We start from the raw sequence: 16,126 nt of genomic DNA on the forward strand, positions 1-16,126 counted from the left end.
GCAGATACTGATGACTCCCATCCCGATTGGCCATCCCCGAATCCTTTCCATCGAAGACGACCTCGTGCTCGGTGCCTATGTGCGCGAGCATTTGGGCCGTTGCGGTTTTCAGGTGACCTGGTGCCAGAACGGTCAGGAAGGCCTGGCCATCGCGCGCCAGCAAGCTTTCGATGTGGTGTTGATGGATATCCTGCTGCCGGGCCTGGACGGGCTCAATGTGTTGACGCAATTACGCCAGAGCCATGCCACGCCCGTGGTGCTGATGTCGGCATTGGGTGCCGAGGAGGATCGCATCAGCGGCTTTCGTCTGGGCGCCGATGACTACCTGCCAAAACCCTTCAGCATGGCCGAGTTGCGCGTGCGCATCGAAGCGATCCTGCGTCGGGTGGCGCTCGACCGTCGACCGGCGCCGCAGCCTTTGGCCTGCGAGGCGCACAGCCTGCGTTTTGACGATGAACTGTGTGAGGTTTTCCATGGCGAGCACGCCGCCGGCCTGACTCGCAGCGAATATCGGTTGCTGGAAACGCTCAACCGCAATGGCGATGAAGTGTTGAGCAAAGCCTTCCTGTATCAGCATGTGCTGCAACGGGGTTACGCCGCCCATGACCGCAGCCTCGACATGCACATCAGTCAGATCCGCCGCAAGCTCAAGGGTATCGGCTACACCGAGCGCGAAGTGCGTACGGTTTGGGGCAAGGGTTACGTCCTGAGTGCTGCCGATGAAATGGTCTGACCTGCCGGGACGTCACTCGCTGTTCTGGAAACTTGCCTGTTTGTTGGTAGCGTTTTGTCTGCTGATGATCTGGCTGAGCTGGTCGTGGGGGCGGTACATGGAGCAGAAAAACCTGTTCTTGTCCGAAGAGGCCCGGATCACGCTGACCCGCTACGCCGCCGAAGCCGAGCAAGCCTGGAATCAGCACCAGAGTGCAGGCGTCGACGTCTGGCTGCAGGGTATCGGCAAGCGCGAGAGATCCTGGGTCGGCGTCATCGGCGCTGATTTGCAGTCGTTGAGCAGCTATCCGCTGACAGATAAAGAAATTCAGCGCCTGACCTTTTTGCGGGGGCTGGATTGGCCAACGAGTCGCCACACCAGGGGCTTGCCATGGTTGAGAATCCCTTTTCCCAACGACCCGGCGGCCGGCAGCCTGGTGATCGAGTTGCCCCAACGTTTTGTACCGGGGCAATACCGGTTGATCTGGCGCGTGATCACCAACGGCATCATTCCGGGAATGTTCACACTGTTGTTGTGTGTCGGTCTGTATCGACTGCTGGTCGTGCCGTTGAACAGTCTTCGCGAACAGGCCAACGCCTGGCGCGCGGACCAATTGAACGTGCGCCTGTCGAGCAGCACCACCAATCGTTCGGATGAACTCGGCGAGCTGGGCAGGGCCTTCGACCACATGTCCGAGCGCCTGCAAAGCACCGTGGCCTTGCAGCAACAATTGCTGCGCGACCTGTCCCACGAACTGCGCACACCGTTGAGCCGCTTGCGGGTGGCCAGCGAAAGCGAGCAGGGGTTGACGGCGTTGCGCGAGCGTATCGGGCGGGAGGTCGATGGCATGCAGCGTCTGGTAGAGGACACGCTGCAACTGGCCTGGCTCGATACCGAGCGTGCGCCGTTGCCTGACGAAGCGATTCAGGTCCAGGCCTTGTGGGAAATGCTCACGGAAAATGCCTGCTATGAAAGCGGCTGGCCGGGCAGTCAATTGCGCTGCACGGTGGACTCGTCGTGCTGGGTGCGCGGCAACCTCAACACCCTGGCGCAGGCGCTGGAAAACATCCTGCGCAACGCCATTCGTCATTCGCCCAAGGGCGGCGTGGTGAGTCTGGGCGGGCAACGTGATGGCGATTTCTGGCATGTGTGGCTGGAAGATGAAGGCGGCGGGGTGGCAGAGACTGATCTTGAGCGGATCTTCTGCCCCTTCATTCGGCTCGACGGTTCGCGACCGGGGGATGGCGGGTTCGGGTTGGGGTTGAGCATTGCGAGGAATGCGGTGCGGCGTCAGGGTGGACAGTTGTGGGCTGAGAACACTGGGGTTGGGTTGCGGCTGAATATGCGGTTGGTGGCTGAAGTTGAGGGTGTGAGTGATGACGCCATCGCGGGCAAGCCCGCTCCCACACTGGATGTGTGTCACCCGTATATGGCGTGATCGTCCTCTAACCCTGTGGGAGCGGGCTTGCCCGCGATGAGGCCATCCCAGCCACCCGTCACAAATTAACCAGTCGGCATAAAGGAGTGACCAGAATTTCACTGCTTATTCCCATAAGCCATAAGCACCGCACTTTGCGTGATATGGCCTTCGAACGTTTGCCGGTATGATAGGCGCCCCCGCAGTCTGGATTGCGAATACGCCATGACCTTGCAGTACCCAACCATCGCCGATTGCGTCGGCAACACTCCGCTGGTCCGTTTGCAGCGCCTGCCCGGTGCCACCAGCAATACCCTTTTGCTCAAGCTCGAAGGGAATAACCCGGCGGGTTCGGTCAAGGACCGTCCGGCGCTGTCGATGATCACTCGCGCCGAGTTGCGCGGGCAGATCCACGTCGGCGATACGTTGATCGAAGCGACCTCGGGTAACACCGGTATTGCGTTGGCGATGGCCGCCGCGATCAAGGGTTACAAGATGATCCTGATCATGCCGGACAACTCCAGCGCCGAACGTAAAGCCGCGATGACGGCTTATGGTGCCGAGCTGATCCTGGTCACCCAGGAAGAAGGTATGGAAGGCGCCCGCGACCTCGCTCAGCGGATGGAAGCCGAAGGCCGTGGCAAGGTGCTGGACCAGTTCGCCAACGGGGATAACCCGCAAGCGCACTACACCACCACCGGCCCGGAAATCTGGCGTCAGACCGAGGGCTCCATCACCCATTTCGTCAGTTCGATGGGCACCACCGGTACCATCATGGGGGTCTCTCGCTATTTGAAAGAACAGAACGAAGGCGTGCAGATCATCGGCCTGCAACCGATGGAAGGCTCGGCGATTCCGGGCATCCGTCGCTGGCCGCAGGAATACCTGCCGAAGATTTATCAGGCGGATCGTGTCGACCGTATTGTCGACATGGCGCAAAGTGAAGCCGAGGACGTGACCCGTCGTCTGGCCCGCGAAGAAGGCATCTTCTGTGGCGTGTCTTCGGGCGGCGCCGTGGCGGCGATGCTGCGCCTGTCCAAAGAAGTTGAAAACGCGGTGATCGTCGCGATCATTTGCGACCGTGGCGACCGTTATTTGTCGACCGGCATTTTCGACGCGCCTAACTGATGGCCAAGCACGAGAGAGGCCTGCGCTTCCAACCCACGGGCGGCAGCAAGGCCCCACAAATCCCGACCGGCAAAAAGCAGCGCTTGAGCATCGAGCGCCTGGCCAATGACGGTCGCGGTATCGCTTTTTTTGAAGGTCGCACCTGGTTCGTCATCGGCGCATTGGCCGGTGAAGACGTCGAGGCGCGAGTATTGGGCGCCCACGGCAAAGTGGTCGAGGCGCGCACCGAGCGCGTGTTCCAGGCCAGCGAACTGCGTCGCCCGGCACCGTGCCCGCACGCCGGTCGCTGTGGCGGCTGCAGCGTGCAACATATGCCTCATTCTGAACAACTCGCCCTGAAACAACGCATGCTTGCCGAGCAACTGTCAAAGGTCGCCGGTGTCGAACCGCAAGAGTGGGCAGCGCCGTTGAGCGGTCCGGAATTCGGTTACCGTCGTCGCGCCCGCGTGGCGGTGCGTTGGGACATGAAAGCGAAAAAACTCGAGGTCGGTTTCCGCGCAGCGGGCAGTCAGGACATCGTCGCGATCAACGAATGCACGGTGCTGGTACAGCCCTTGCAACCGATCATGAGCGGCTTGCCGGAGATGCTCCGTCGCTTGAGCAAACCTCAAGCGCTGGGGCATGTGGAATTGTTCAGCGGTTCGTCATTGGCCGTGTTGCTGCGGCACATGGCGCCGTTGTCTGACGCCGACATGGCCATCCTCAAGGATTTCTGCGCCGTCCATGAAGCCCAATTGTGGCTGCATGGGGACGGTGAACCGCAACCGGTCGAGGCCGATGCGTCGCTGGGTTATCGCCTGGAGCAGTGGGACCTGGAACTGGCCTACCGGCCGGGGGATTTCATTCAGGTCAATGCCGGGGTCAACGAAGCGATGATTGCCCAGGCGCTGGACTGGCTGAAACCGCAAGCGGATGAGCGGGTTCTGGATTTGTTTTGTGGCTTGGGTAACTTTGCATTGCCGCTGGCCAAGGCCGTTCGCGAAGTGGTCGCGGTGGAAGGTGTGCAGGCCATGGTCGAGCGCGCCGCTGCGAACGCGGCTAGTAATAATCTGCATAACGCGAAGTTTTTTCAGGCCGATTTATCCCAGCCTTTGTCCGACGCCGAATGGGCGCGCGAAGGCTTTTGTGCGGTACTCTTGGACCCACCGCGTGATGGTGCTTTCGAGGCCGTGCGCAAGCTGGCGTCCTTGGGCGCCAAGCGGTTGGTGTACGTGTCGTGCAACCCGGCAACGCTGGCGCGCGACACGGTTGAATTGATCAAGCAGGGCTACCGGTTAAAACGTGCCGGGATTCTCGATATGTTTCCTCAAACGGCACATGTCGAGGCCATGGCGTTATTTGAAGCGAGCTAGGACGGCTCGTCTGGTCCGACTGTCCCGCCCGTGCAGCGCTCGCATGAGCCCCGCGAGCGCAAGCGGGCAACGAAGGTCAGCGATTTGACGCATTGAATCTGCGTCGTAGGGAAGGTAAGCAAGATGGTACAGGTGAGAGCACACCAGCCGATCAATACAGACGGCAGTATCAATCTCGAGGCTTGGCTCGATCATGCGGTCAGTGTCGATCCGGCACTGGATCGCGAAGCCTTGAAGGAAGCGTGCGAGTTCGCTCGTACGTCTGAACAGCAGGCCAATGCGGCGAAGAATCTCTGGTCCGAAGGGACGTCGAGTTTCCGCACGGGCCTTGAGATCGCCGAGATTCTCGCCGACCTCAAACTCGATCAGGATTCACTGGTCGCCGCGATCTTGTACCGTGGCGTGCGCGAAGGGCAGATTCTGTTGCCTGCGATCAGCCAGCGCTTCGGCCCGGTGGTGGCCAAGCTTATCGACGGCGTGCAGCGCATGGCGGCGATCAGCGACAGCCTGAGCCCGCGTAAATCCCTGGTGCTGGGCACTCAGGGCCAGGTCGAAAACCTGCGCAAAATGCTGGTCGCCATGGTCGACGACGTTCGCGTCGCGCTGATCAAACTGGCTGAACGCACCTGTGCGATTCGAGCGGTGAAAACCGCTGACGACGAAAAACGCAATCGCGTCGCCCGTGAAGTCTTCGACATCTATGCGCCTCTCGCGCACCGTCTCGGTATCGGTCACATCAAGTGGGAACTGGAGGATTTGTCCTTCCGTTACCTTGAGCCTGACCAGTACAAACAGATCGCCAAGTTGCTGCATGAACGGCGTCTGGATCGCGAACGTTTCATCGCTGACGTGATGAGCCAGCTGAAGAACGAATTGCAGGCCACCGGCGTCGATGCCGACATCAGCGGCCGGGCCAAACACATCTACTCGATTTGGCGCAAAATGCAGCGCAAGGGTCTGGAATTCAGCCAGATCTACGACGTGCGCGCCGTTCGCGTGCTGGTGCCGGAAATGCGCGATTGTTACACCGCGCTCGGCATTGTCCACACCCTGTGGCGGCACATTCCCAAAGAATTCGACGACTACATCGCCAACCCGAAAGAGAACGGCTACCGCTCGCTGCACACTGCGGTGATCGGCCCCGAGGGCAAGGTGCTGGAAGTGCAGATCCGCACCCACGCCATGCACGAGGAAGCCGAGCTGGGCGTGTGTGCGCACTGGCGCTACAAGGGCACCGACGTCAAATCCGGCTCCAACCACTACGAAGAGAAAATCTCCTGGCTACGTCAGGTCCTCGAGTGGCACGAAGAGCTGGGCGATATCGGCGGCCTGGCGGAACAGTTGCGGGTCGATATCGAGCCGGACCGGGTCTACATCTTCACCCCGGACGGTCACGCCATCGACCTGCCCAAAGGCGCGACGCCGCTGGACTTTGCGTACCGCGTGCACACCGAAATCGGCCATAACTGCCGTGGCGCGAAGATCAACGGCCGGATCGTGCCACTCAACTACAGCCTGCAAACCGGTGAACAGGTCGAGATCATCACCAGCAAGCACGGCACCCCGAGCCGCGACTGGCTGAACCCGAACCTGGGTTACATCACCACCTCGCGGGCACGGGCGAAGATTGTCCACTGGTTCAAGTTGCAGGCGCGTGACCAGAACGTCGCGGCTGGTAAAACCCTGCTTGAGCGCGAACTCAATCGTCTGGGCCTGCCGGCGGTGGACTTCGACAAGCTGGCCGACAAGGCCAACATGAAGACCGCCGAGGACATGTTCGCGGCCTTGGGCGCCGGAGATCTGCGCCTGGCGCAACTGGTGAACCTGGCGCAGCAACTGGTCGAGCCGGAACGCGGCAACGAGCAGCTGGAACTGATCCCGCGCAAAGCCACCGGCTACAAACCGGGCAAGCGTGGCGACATTCAGATCCAGGGTGTCGGCAATCTGATGACGCAAATGGCCGGCTGCTGCCAGCCGTTGCCGGGGGATGCCATCGTCGGCTACATCACCCAGGGCCGCGGCGTGAGCATTCACCGCCAGGACTGCGCCTCGGTGCTGCAACTGGGCGGGCGCGAGCCTGAGCGGATCATCCAGGTCAGCTGGGGGCCGGTGCCGGTGCTCACTTACCCGGTGGACATTGTCATCCGCGCCTACGACCGCTCCGGCTTGCTGCGTGACGTGTCGCAGGTGCTGCTCAACGAGCGGATCAACGTGCTGGCGGTCAACACCCGCTCGAACAAAGAGGACAACACCGCGTTGATGTCCCTGACCATCGAGATTCCGGGGCTGGATGCGCTGGGGCGGTTGCTGGGACGGATTTCCCAGTTGCCGAACATCATCGAAACCCGCCGTAACCGTACTCCTTGAGATGATCAATGTAGGAGTGAGCCTGCTTGCGATAGCGGTGTATCCGTCACGATTAATGCCGACTGACCGCCCCCATCGGGAGCAGGCTCACTCCTGCAAGGGTTTGTGTAGAGACTGATTGATGTATTCACTCGAAGACTTATTGCACTTGATGAACCGTCTGCGCGACCCGCATTTCGGTTGCCCGTGGGACATCAAGCAAACCTACGCCACCATCGTCCCGCACACCCTTGAGGAAGCCTATGAAGTCGCTGACGCCATCGAGCGCGGCGACTTCGATCATTTGCAGGGCGAGTTGGGGGATTTGCTGTTTCAGGTGGTTTATTACAGCCAGCTGGCCCGGGAAGAAGGGCGCTTCGAGTTTGCCGGTGTGATCGACAGCATTACCCGCAAGCTGATCCGTCGCCATCCTCATGTGTTCCCCACCGGTGATCTGTACGCGCCCATGGACATCCCGCGCCTGAGTGAAGAACAGGTCAAGCAGCGCTGGGAAGAGATCAAGGCCGAGGAGCGCGCGGAGAAGTCTGCCGCGCCGCAACAACTGTCCTTGCTCGACGATGTGCCTGCTGCGCTGCCGGCGTTGTCTCGTTCGGCCAAGTTGCAGAAGCGCGCCGGGCAGGTCGGTTTTGACTGGCCGGACGCCTTGCCGGTGCTGGACAAGGTTCGTGAAGAGCTTGATGAAGTGCTCGAAGCGATGGCCGACAATGACTCGGCGGCGATTGCCGATGAAGTCGGTGATCTGCTGTTTTCCGTGGTCAATCTGGCGCGTCATCTCAAGGTTGATCCGGAAACCGCGCTGCGTGGCGCCAACAGCAAATTCGAAAGACGCTTCCGTTTTATCGAACAGGCATTGCGCGACACCCACCGTCCCATAGAAGATTGCACCCTCGAAGAGTTGGACGCCTTGTGGGGCGAAGCCAAACGTCAGGAAAAGAATTTGACCAGCTGCGGTTGAGCAGTTGCCTAAGTGAGAAACAAGCACCATGAGCATTTCCCTTCGCGACCAGTTGCTCAAAGCAGGGCTGGTCAACCAGAAGCAGGCCAAACAGGTCGGCAAAGAGAAGCAGAAACAACAGCGCCTGGCCCACAAAGGCCATATCGAGCTGGATGACTCGCAGCAGCGTGCGGCGCAGGAAGCGAAGGCCGAGAAGGTCAAGCGCGACCAGGAGCTGAACCGTCAGCAGCAGGAAAAAGTCGAGGCCAAGGCCCGCGCCGCGCAGATCAAGCAATTGATCGAAGTCTCGCGTCTGCCGAAGCTGACCACCGAGGACTACTACAACTTCGTTGATGACAAAAAGGTCAAGCGCCTCTGCGTCAACACGCTGATGCGTAATCAGCTCAGCAATGGCTTCCTGGCCATCGTGCACCACGCCGGCGGTTATGAAGTGATCCCGCGTGAAGCGGCGCTGAAGATCCAGGAGCGTGATCCACAACGCATCGTGCAGATGAACGTGAAGACTGAAGAAGTGGCCGCCGAGGACGATCCGTACGCCGCCTACCAGATTCCGGATGATCTGATGTGGTAAGCCGTTAGAGGTTGCAACAACGACAAACCCCGCTCATGGCGGGGTTTGTCGTTTTCAATGCTGTAGTTGCTCAAGCGGAGCGCAACGCCCTTTGCTGCTCCAGTGTTTCCAGTTCGGTTTTGTAGTTGTGCGCGTCAGTCTCGGAGTGAAACATCCCCACCAGTAGGTCCTGTTGGTGGACATCCCAAATGCGGATACCAGCGGCTACACCCTCATGGGATTTATGTGAATCGTCGCGTTCAGTTACTTTTACAGTCATCTGCTAGCTCCAATCTCAATTATCTGCACCAAGGCGTGTGCAGGTCTTTGTTATACGTTTTGTTAGCTTGCTAAGTAAACGCTCGGGATTGGTAACGGACAATTGCCGATTCTGCAAAAGTCCTGCAGCCCGCGTAACGCGCGACATTCGGTCGCAGGGCGTTGAGTTTTATGACAAAAGCTTCATGTTCATGAATAACCAAGCTGCTACAGCAACTGCGGTGCATTCACTTTATTAGGGCACAAAAAAAACGCCCCGAACCAGTCGGGGCGTTTTTGTGTGCAGCGAAACGGCGAGGTATTACTTACCTGCCCAACGCTTCAGTACCAGCGTGGCGTTGGTGCCACCGAAACCGAAGCTGTTGCTCATCACGGTGTTGATGGTGGCATTTTCGCGCGTCTTGGTCAGGATTGGCATGTCTGCCACTTCCGGGTCCAGTTCTTCGATGTTGGCGGAACCGGCCATGAAGTTGCCTTCCATCATCAGCATGCAGTAGATCGCTTCGTGAACGCCGGCGGCGCCCAGGGAGTGACCCGACAGGCTCTTGGTGGAGCTGATGGCCGGAGCCTTGTCGCCGAACACTTCACGCACACCTTTCATTTCCGCGACGTCGCCGACCGGAGTCGAGGTGCCGTGGGTGTTCAGGTAGTCGATCGGAGCGTCAACGGTGGACATGGCCATCTGCATGCAGCGGATGGCGCCTTCGCCGCTTGGGGCGACCATGTCGTAGCCGTCGGAAGTCGCGCCGTAGCCAACGATTTCCGCGTAGATCTTCGCGCCGCGGGCCAGAGCGTGTTCCAGCTCTTCGACCACGACCATGCCGCCACCGCCGGCGATGACGAAACCGTCACGCTTGGCGTCGTAGGCACGGGAAGCTTTTTCCGGGGTTTCGTTGTACTGGCTGGACAGTGCGCCCATGGCGTCGAACAGGAACGACTGGCTCCAATGCTCTTCTTCGCCGCCGCCAGCGAACACGACGTCCTGCTTGCCCATCTGGATCTGTTCCATGGCGTTGCCGATGCAGTGAGCACTGGTGGCGCAGGCAGAAGCGATGGAGTAGTTCAGGCCCTTGATCTTGAACGGGGTGGCCAGGCAAGCGGAAACGGTGCTGCTCATGGTCCGCGTTACACGGTACGGGCCAACGCGCTTCACGCCTTTCTCGCGCAGGATGTCCAGCGCTTCCATCTGGTTCAGCGTGGAGGCGCCACCGGAACCGGCGATCAGGCCGGTACGCGGGTTGGAGACTTGCTCATCGGTCAGACCGGAGTCGGTGATGGCGTCTTTCATGGCCAGGTAGGCGTAAGCCGCCGCGTGGCCAACGAAGCGATAGATCTTGCGATCGATCAGTTCTTCGAGGGGAAGGTCGATGGAGCCGGAAACCTGGCTACGCAGACCCATTTCGGCATATTCCGGGTTGAACCGGATGCCAGGGCGACTTGCACGCAGGTTAGCGGAGACGGTCTCTTTGTCATTGCCCAGGCACGAAACGATGCCCAGACCAGTGATAACGACGCGGCGCATGCGGATAACCCTTAGAAGTTGTCAGTGGAGGTGAAAACGCCGACCCGAAGGCCTTCGGCGGTGTAGATCTCGCGGCCGTCGACGCTGACCGAACCGTCGGCAATGGCCAGGTTCAGTTTGCCTTTCAACACGCGCTTGATCTGAATGTTATAGGTGACTTTTTTGGCGGTCGGCAGGACCTGGCCGAAGAATTTCACTTCGCCCGAACCCAGCGCACGGCCACGGCCCGGCAGGCCTTGCCAGCCGAGGAAGAAGCCGACCAATTGCCACATTGCGTCAAGGCCCAGGCAGCCCGGCATCACCGGATCACCTTCGAAGTGGCAGGCGAAAAACCACAGGTCCGGAGTGATATCCAGCTCGGCGACCAATTCACCTTTGCCGTACTTGCCACCCTCGGCACTGATATGGGTGATGCGATCCACCATCAGCATGTTCGGGGCGGGCAGTTGTGCGTTACCTGGGCCGAACAGCTCACCGCGACTGCAGCGCAGCAGGTCTTCCCGAGTAAAGGCGTTTTGTTGGGTCATGCGAGCTCCTCAATAGTCCCATGCGGCAGGGTGGGGCAAATCTCCCGGCCGATCGAGGCGTTCATGCCTCGAGTCAGCAGCCTACTCATAGACTATTGCGTTGTGGTGAAAGTCACAGCACCAAGGACATGAATGTACACTTGTGCACTGAAATTATTATTCAAGCCCCTTTTCGGGCCTGTTCGGGTGCCTAAGACTGCCGCACTTTCGCCTTTCACGCCAGTCGCAGATGGTCGAAAGGCCTGTACTACTGCACCCAGCGCTGCAGAATTTGCTGCAAATCCGTTCGTTTGAAGGGCTTGGCCAAGTAATCGTTCATGCCCGCCGACAAACAGGCTTCGCGATCGCCCTGCAGCGCATTGGCGGTCAAGGCGATGATCGGCAAGTCCGCACAGCCGGGCAATTGGCGAATCTGTCGGGTCGCTTCATAGCCGTCGATGATCGGCAGTCGGCAGTCCATCAGGATCGCTTCAAAAATCAGGCTTTCGGCGCTACGCACGGCCTGCGCGCCGTCGGTGGCGACGCTGACAGTAAAGCCCAGGCTGCGCAACATTGCTTCGATCACGGTCTGATTGACCGGGTTGTCTTCGACCAGCAACACGTTATGCCCCGCGCCATCCTCATTGCCGGTCTGCGCCCTCGGGGCCAGCACCGGAAGCGTCTGCTTATAGAGGGCCAGCGGAATTTCCAGGGTAAACACCGAGCCCTGGCCTTCTTCGCTCTGCGCCCGCAAGGTGCCGCCCATGCGTTCAGCCAACGTGCGGGCAATCGGCAGCCCCAGGCCGGTGCCCCCGTAGCGTCGTGAGATGGAGCTGTCGGCCTGCTGGAAGGCATTGAACATCAGCTCCAGGCTTTCAGCGCAAATGCCAATGCCGCTGTCGCGCACGGTGCAGGTGAACCACAGCAGTTCGTGATCCAGCGATTGCCACTGCGGTTCGATGCTGACGCGGCCATGCTCGGTGAACTTCAAGGCATTGCCGACCAGGTTGACCAGAATCTGCCGGATGCGTGTCGGATCGCCTTGAACCTGAAGGGCGCGCATGTCGTCGGGGATCAGCAACTGCAGATCGAGCCCGCGTTGCGCCGCGCTGTGCTGGAACGATTGGGCGCAACTGACGATCAGGTCCGCGAGATTGAACGGGATGTGCTCGAGTTCCAGTTCCGAACGCTCGATGCGCGAGAAGTCGAGAATGTCGTTGATGACCTTGAGCAGGTGTTCGGTGGACTCCGAGGCCAGTGCCGCGTATTCGACCTGCTCTTCGGTCATGTCGGTGGTTTCGAGCAATTGCAGCATGCCGAGTACGCCATTCATCGGCGTGCGCAGTTCATGGCTCATCATCGCCAGGAAATCAGACTTGGCATTGTTGGCCTTTTCCGCTTCCTCGCGTGTCTGGATCAACTGCGCCATCGCCTGATGCTGTTCGCGACTGGCTTGTTCGAGGCCGCTGGCGAGGTTGTTGATGTGTTGCGACAGCGCGCCCAGCTCGGTGTCGTCGACAATCGGCAAGGGGCGTGTGTAATCGCCTTCCTGGATGGCCTTCACCGCGTTGCCAATGTCGCGAATCGGTTGCGACAGGCTGCCCGCCAGGCGCCGTGCCACCAGAAAGGTAAACAGCAGGGCGAACAGGGCGAGGATCGCGGCTTTCAACAGGATTTCCTGCTGACGCTGGTTGAAGGCGTCATTCGACAGACCGACGATCACCCGGCCCAGATAGTCCTCGGAGGGGCCGGTGCTCGAGGCTTTGGAGCCCTGGAAAAAATCATTGTTGAGCGCGATCCGCTGCAACCGCACCGGTGCCTGGAACACTTCAACCTGCTGCGAGCGTCGGTGGGTTTCCGAGGGTTGCTCAACGTACACCAGAATCCGGTTGGCGTTGTCCTGGACCTCCAGGAAACGCACGTTCGGCGTGGCGAGTGTCGCCTTGAGCAAGCTTTCGAGCACCTCGTTGTTACCCGAAATCACCCCGTATTCGGTGGCGGGAGCCAATTGGTTGGCGATCAACTGCCCGGTGTGATTGAGCTCCTGACGCAGGTCCTGAATCCGTACGAACGTAAAAAAACTGATCAGCACCAATGTCAGCAACAGGGCCGGGCCAAGGCTGATCATTTGGGTGCGGGTATTGATGTCCCAAGGGCGTCGGAAGGTCATGGGCGGCTTTCTCCTTCAGCCAGCTGGAGGGCGGCAGATGCGTCATCAATCTGCTCAATACCTAATGAACGAGCCACTTGCGGGTTACTTGAGACTTTGAAGTGTTGCGGGTAAAGCGCGCGCGGCCAGCTCGTCGGTGGCAGGTCGAGCAATTCGTCGAGCACTTGCAGCCAGTCGCTCTGATCGCTGTAAGTGCTGGCCAGGCTGCCGGCCTTGACGAACGCGGCATTCGGGCCGATCAAGGCCAGTTGCCGGGAATAGCTGCTCAACAGCAGATTTTTTGCGGTTTTCGGGTTGTACAGGTCGGGATCGTCGAGGCCCAGCAGCACGTCGCAGTTTTTCAGCAAATCCTGCAAGGGGCGACTGTCATTGGTGTTATCCCAGCGCTCGGCGACCACATCAAGACTTTCCCCCAGGGCGGCCAGACGCATTTCTTTCAGCAGGAATTCACTGTGACTGTCGAACAGCACGCCGACGCGCCGCGCCTGGGGCAGGATCAGTCGGGTCAGGCGCAATTGCCGATCCAGTGGCGGATCACTCCAGAGCAGGCTGAGGTGTGGTGGAAAGTTCACGCCGAAACGTTGTTGGGCTTGCAGGCGACTGATGCGCAGTACCAGCGTCGTCGGCCCCAGGGCCTCTTGCTGACGCCAGTCGAGGCTCGGCAGATCCAGCAGGATCAGGCGCGTGGCGGCAGGCAGTTTACCTGGCGAGGGGAGACTCGCCAGTAGTTGGAAGCGGACGTTGTCGGTGGGGCGCATCTCGCTCAATGCATGGACGAAGGACTGCACGCCGGGGCTGTCTTCGGTGCCGGTCAACAGAATGTCTGCAGCCTGTATCGGCAGGGCGCCGAGCAGGCAGCCAACCGCCAGGCACAACCCGGCCAGCAGGCGACCCGGTCGCGGCGACTTCCATGACAGGCGACGGCGCATTTAAAACGTCAGCTCCGCGCTGAAGTAAACCACTCGGCGCTCGTCGTAGTTGTTGTCGACAAAGGTGGTGGGTTGATTGTCCAGGCGTTGCTGAAGGATGCCGGCCAGTTCCAGGTTGGCCTTGCCCAAACCGAGGCGTTTGGCGATGCGGGTGTCGACCCGCTCGAAGCGATAGCCGTTGAGCGCATCGTCGCCATAGTAGAAGAGGGCGCTGTTCCAGCCCTGTCCCCAGTTGCGCAGCCAACCGGCGGAGCCGCTGTTGCGCGCGGTCTGTTGCTCATCCAGCGGATTACTGGCGTCGGTGTCCACGTAGGCATAGGTCAGGCGCAGGCGGTCAGCGCTGCCGAGGCGCCAGTCCAGTTGCGTTTCCGCCCCGGTGAAGCGCGAGGTGTTGGAGTTGCTGGCGATGTACTGATTGTTGCGCAGCGGTTCGCTGATCATGCCGTTGATTTCGTCGTAGAACAGCTTCACATCGACGCTCAGCCCCAGTTCGACGAAGTAGCCGTTGTAGCCCAGCTCTCGCGAGCGCATGCGTTCCTTGTCGAGGTCGCCGGGCCCACGGGTCTTGACGAAATAGCGGGCGCTGGTCTGGCCGTAAGCGGTGGGCCGCAGGTTGGTCACCTGGTAACTCCAGTTGACGTTGTTCTCGAACATGTCCGGTGAGCGAATCGCTTCCGAATACACGGCACGCAAGCCATGACGCGGGTTGATCAGGTAATTGACCGCCACGCGCGGGGTCAGTGAGCTGCCGGTCAATTGCGTGTCCTCGAACATCGCCCCGCCCTGCAACAACCAGTGCTCGGTGGCACGCCATTCCAGCTGGCCGAACGTGCGCCACGTGGTGTCGTCGAGCGTGCCATTGAAGTAGGTCTCGGAATCGGCCCGGTCGTAACGATAGTTCATGCCGCTGACCAGTCGCAGGCTGTCGGACAGGCTGAGGGTGTCCTGCACTTCGAGGTCGTAGCGCGATTCCCGGGCGCTCTGGTCGATGTCGCCACAGAGTGTTTGCCGGGCGCCGTTTTTCCATTGCCCCAGCACCTGATTGGCCAGCGCTTGTTCCGCTGGCGTGCCCAGAGGTGCGCCGGGACCGGTGAAGCGATCCATGTTGCGCGCCAGGCGTTCGGTGTAATTCGGGTTGAGCTGCCAAAGCTGGGTCAGCTCCGGGCTGAACGACGCTTCGGCATCACAGGCGCGCCAGGTTTGCTGGCGATCCCAGTGTTGGGCCGAGCCTTGTACATACAGGCTGTGATCGGGATTGAGGTCCAGGTTCCAGCGCAGCGAGCCGGCGTAATCTTTGGCGGCGACGTCGGAATTGTCCCCGGCGGCGGTAATCCCCGGGAACACCGGGCGGTAGGTATACGGTCGCTGGTTGGTGCCTTCCTTCGCATTCAATTGCCAGTCGATGCTTTGGTTTTGCGCGAGCGTCTGGCTGACCGCAAGGTTGAAGCGGTTCAGGCGACGGCTGTCCCGATAATCGGCCCCGTTGCGGTCCGAATCGAAACCGTCGTCTTGCTGCCCCGACAGTGACAGACGCAAGTCGCCGCCGTCCCAGCCGGTGCCCTGGCTGGCGTAATAGTCGTTGATGCCGCGTTGACCACGGGTGACTTTCACGCGGGTGCCATGGCTGTTGGCCGGGTTGCGCGTGATGATGTTGACCACGGCCATCAGCGCGTTGGCGCCGTAGCTGACGGTGTTCGGGCCGCGAAACACTTCGATGCGCTCAATGTCCTCCATGGCCACCGGAATATCGCTCCAGTCCACCGTGGCCAGGCCTGCGCGGTACACCGAGCGACCGTCGATCAGCACTTGCAGGCGGCGGGCCTCAGTGGCGTTGGTGCCGTGGTAGTTCACGGTGGCCTGGTTGCCGCTGATGTTGCCGACCATCATGCCCGGCACCAGTCGCAACAATTCGCTGATGTCCCGTGCGCCGCTGGCGTTGATCAATTCGCTGTCAATCACCGTCATGCTCCCCGGAACTGCGGCCGGCGATTGCTTCAGGCGTGTCGCCGTCAGCACTTGCGGGAGCGGTTCGTTGTCGAGGAACAAATCGTCGGCCAGCAAGGACGGGCTGAACATCAGCGCCAGGACCAGCGGCGAACGGGATGATGGAGAACCAAGCGACACGTCATACCCTTTGATCGTGAGGAGTTGGCGCGCATGTTAACCGAGCGCGGTCACTTTTCCATTCACGATGCCGGCATTTTCCTCGTATTTATTGGACTTCTTCCTACAAGTGTTG

At 60.2% G+C, this 16,126-nt stretch carries 13 protein-coding genes; 7 read left to right on the forward strand and 6 right to left on the reverse strand.

Translation table 11 applies throughout. The features are described 5' to 3' along the window. Positions 1-10 precede the first annotated feature (10 nt). The 7 genes from SB725_RS27920 (at position 11) to SB725_RS27950 (ending at position 8,502) form a co-directional block, all read left to right on the forward strand. On the forward strand, positions 11-733 hold the full coding sequence (locus SB725_RS27920; protein WP_027923981.1) for a response regulator transcription factor: 723 nt from the start codon (positions 11-13) through the stop codon (positions 731-733). Continuing rightward, positions 720-2,150, forward strand: a complete 1,431-nt coding sequence (locus tag SB725_RS27925; RefSeq protein ID WP_410922900.1) for a histidine kinase sensor domain-containing protein — start codon at positions 720-722, stop codon at positions 2,148-2,150. Before SB725_RS27920 ends, SB725_RS27925 begins: the two co-directional genes overlap by 14 nt. Positions 2,151-2,354: 204 nt before the next feature. After that, entirely contained in the window at positions 2,355-3,257 is a 903-nt protein-coding gene (gene cysM / locus SB725_RS27930) for a cysteine synthase CysM (RefSeq protein ID WP_027923983.1), read from the forward strand. Then, positions 3,257-4,609 carry a 23S rRNA (uracil(1939)-C(5))-methyltransferase RlmD gene (gene rlmD / locus SB725_RS27935; RefSeq protein WP_194940672.1) on the forward strand — a complete coding sequence of 451 codons (1,353 nt, stop codon included), beginning with the start codon at positions 3,257-3,259 and terminating at the stop codon, positions 4,607-4,609. The genes cysM and rlmD overlap by 1 nt, the downstream gene beginning before the upstream one ends. A 123-nt stretch (positions 4,610-4,732) precedes the next feature. Then, positions 4,733-6,976, forward strand: a complete 2,244-nt coding sequence (gene relA / locus SB725_RS27940) for a GTP diphosphokinase (protein ID WP_027923985.1) — start codon at positions 4,733-4,735, stop codon at positions 6,974-6,976. 121 nt (positions 6,977-7,097) lie between these two features. Further along, positions 7,098-7,931, forward strand: coding sequence for a nucleoside triphosphate pyrophosphohydrolase (gene mazG, locus SB725_RS27945; RefSeq protein ID WP_410922901.1), 834 nt, complete (start codon positions 7,098-7,100; stop codon positions 7,929-7,931). A 28-nt stretch (positions 7,932-7,959) separates the two neighbouring features. Continuing rightward, complete coding sequence (locus SB725_RS27950; protein WP_059182324.1) at positions 7,960-8,502, forward strand: DUF2058 domain-containing protein; 543 nt, start codon at positions 7,960-7,962, stop codon at positions 8,500-8,502. A gap of 70 nt (positions 8,503-8,572) precedes the next feature. Here SB725_RS27950 and SB725_RS27955 read toward each other — a convergent pair whose 3' ends face one another. The 6 genes from SB725_RS27955 to SB725_RS27980 all read right to left on the reverse strand — a co-directional run bounded on the left by SB725_RS27955 (position 8,573) and on the right by SB725_RS27980 (position 16,011). Beyond that, complete coding sequence (locus SB725_RS27955; protein WP_027923988.1) at positions 8,573-8,761, reverse strand: hypothetical protein; 189 nt, start codon at positions 8,759-8,761, stop codon at positions 8,573-8,575. 300 nt (positions 8,762-9,061) lie between these two features. After that, positions 9,062-10,282 (reverse strand): beta-ketoacyl-ACP synthase I, encoded by a 1,221-nt coding sequence (gene fabB, locus SB725_RS27960; protein ID WP_027923989.1) that lies wholly within the window; start codon positions 10,280-10,282, stop codon positions 9,062-9,064. Positions 10,283-10,293: 11 nt separating this feature from the next. Beyond that, entirely contained in the window at positions 10,294-10,809 is a 516-nt protein-coding gene (gene fabA, locus SB725_RS27965) for a 3-hydroxyacyl-[acyl-carrier-protein] dehydratase FabA (protein WP_008148022.1), read from the reverse strand. A 247-nt stretch (positions 10,810-11,056) separates the two neighbouring features. Further along, positions 11,057-12,958, reverse strand: a complete 1,902-nt coding sequence (locus SB725_RS27970; protein WP_059182325.1) for an ATP-binding protein — start codon at positions 12,956-12,958, stop codon at positions 11,057-11,059. Further along, positions 12,955-13,887: an ABC transporter substrate-binding protein gene (locus SB725_RS27975; RefSeq protein ID WP_410922902.1), complete on the reverse strand. Its 933-nt coding sequence runs from the start codon at positions 13,885-13,887 to the stop codon at positions 12,955-12,957. Before SB725_RS27975 ends, SB725_RS27970 begins: the two co-directional genes overlap by 4 nt. Beyond that, entirely contained in the window at positions 13,888-16,011 is a 2,124-nt protein-coding gene (locus SB725_RS27980; protein WP_410922903.1) for a TonB-dependent receptor plug domain-containing protein, read from the reverse strand. Positions 16,012-16,126 lie beyond the last annotated feature (115 nt).

The sequence above is a fragment of the Pseudomonas sp. SIMBA_041 genome (assembly GCF_046535095.1).
Classification (GTDB): Bacteria; Pseudomonadota; Gammaproteobacteria; order Pseudomonadales; family Pseudomonadaceae; genus Aquipseudomonas; species Aquipseudomonas mucoides.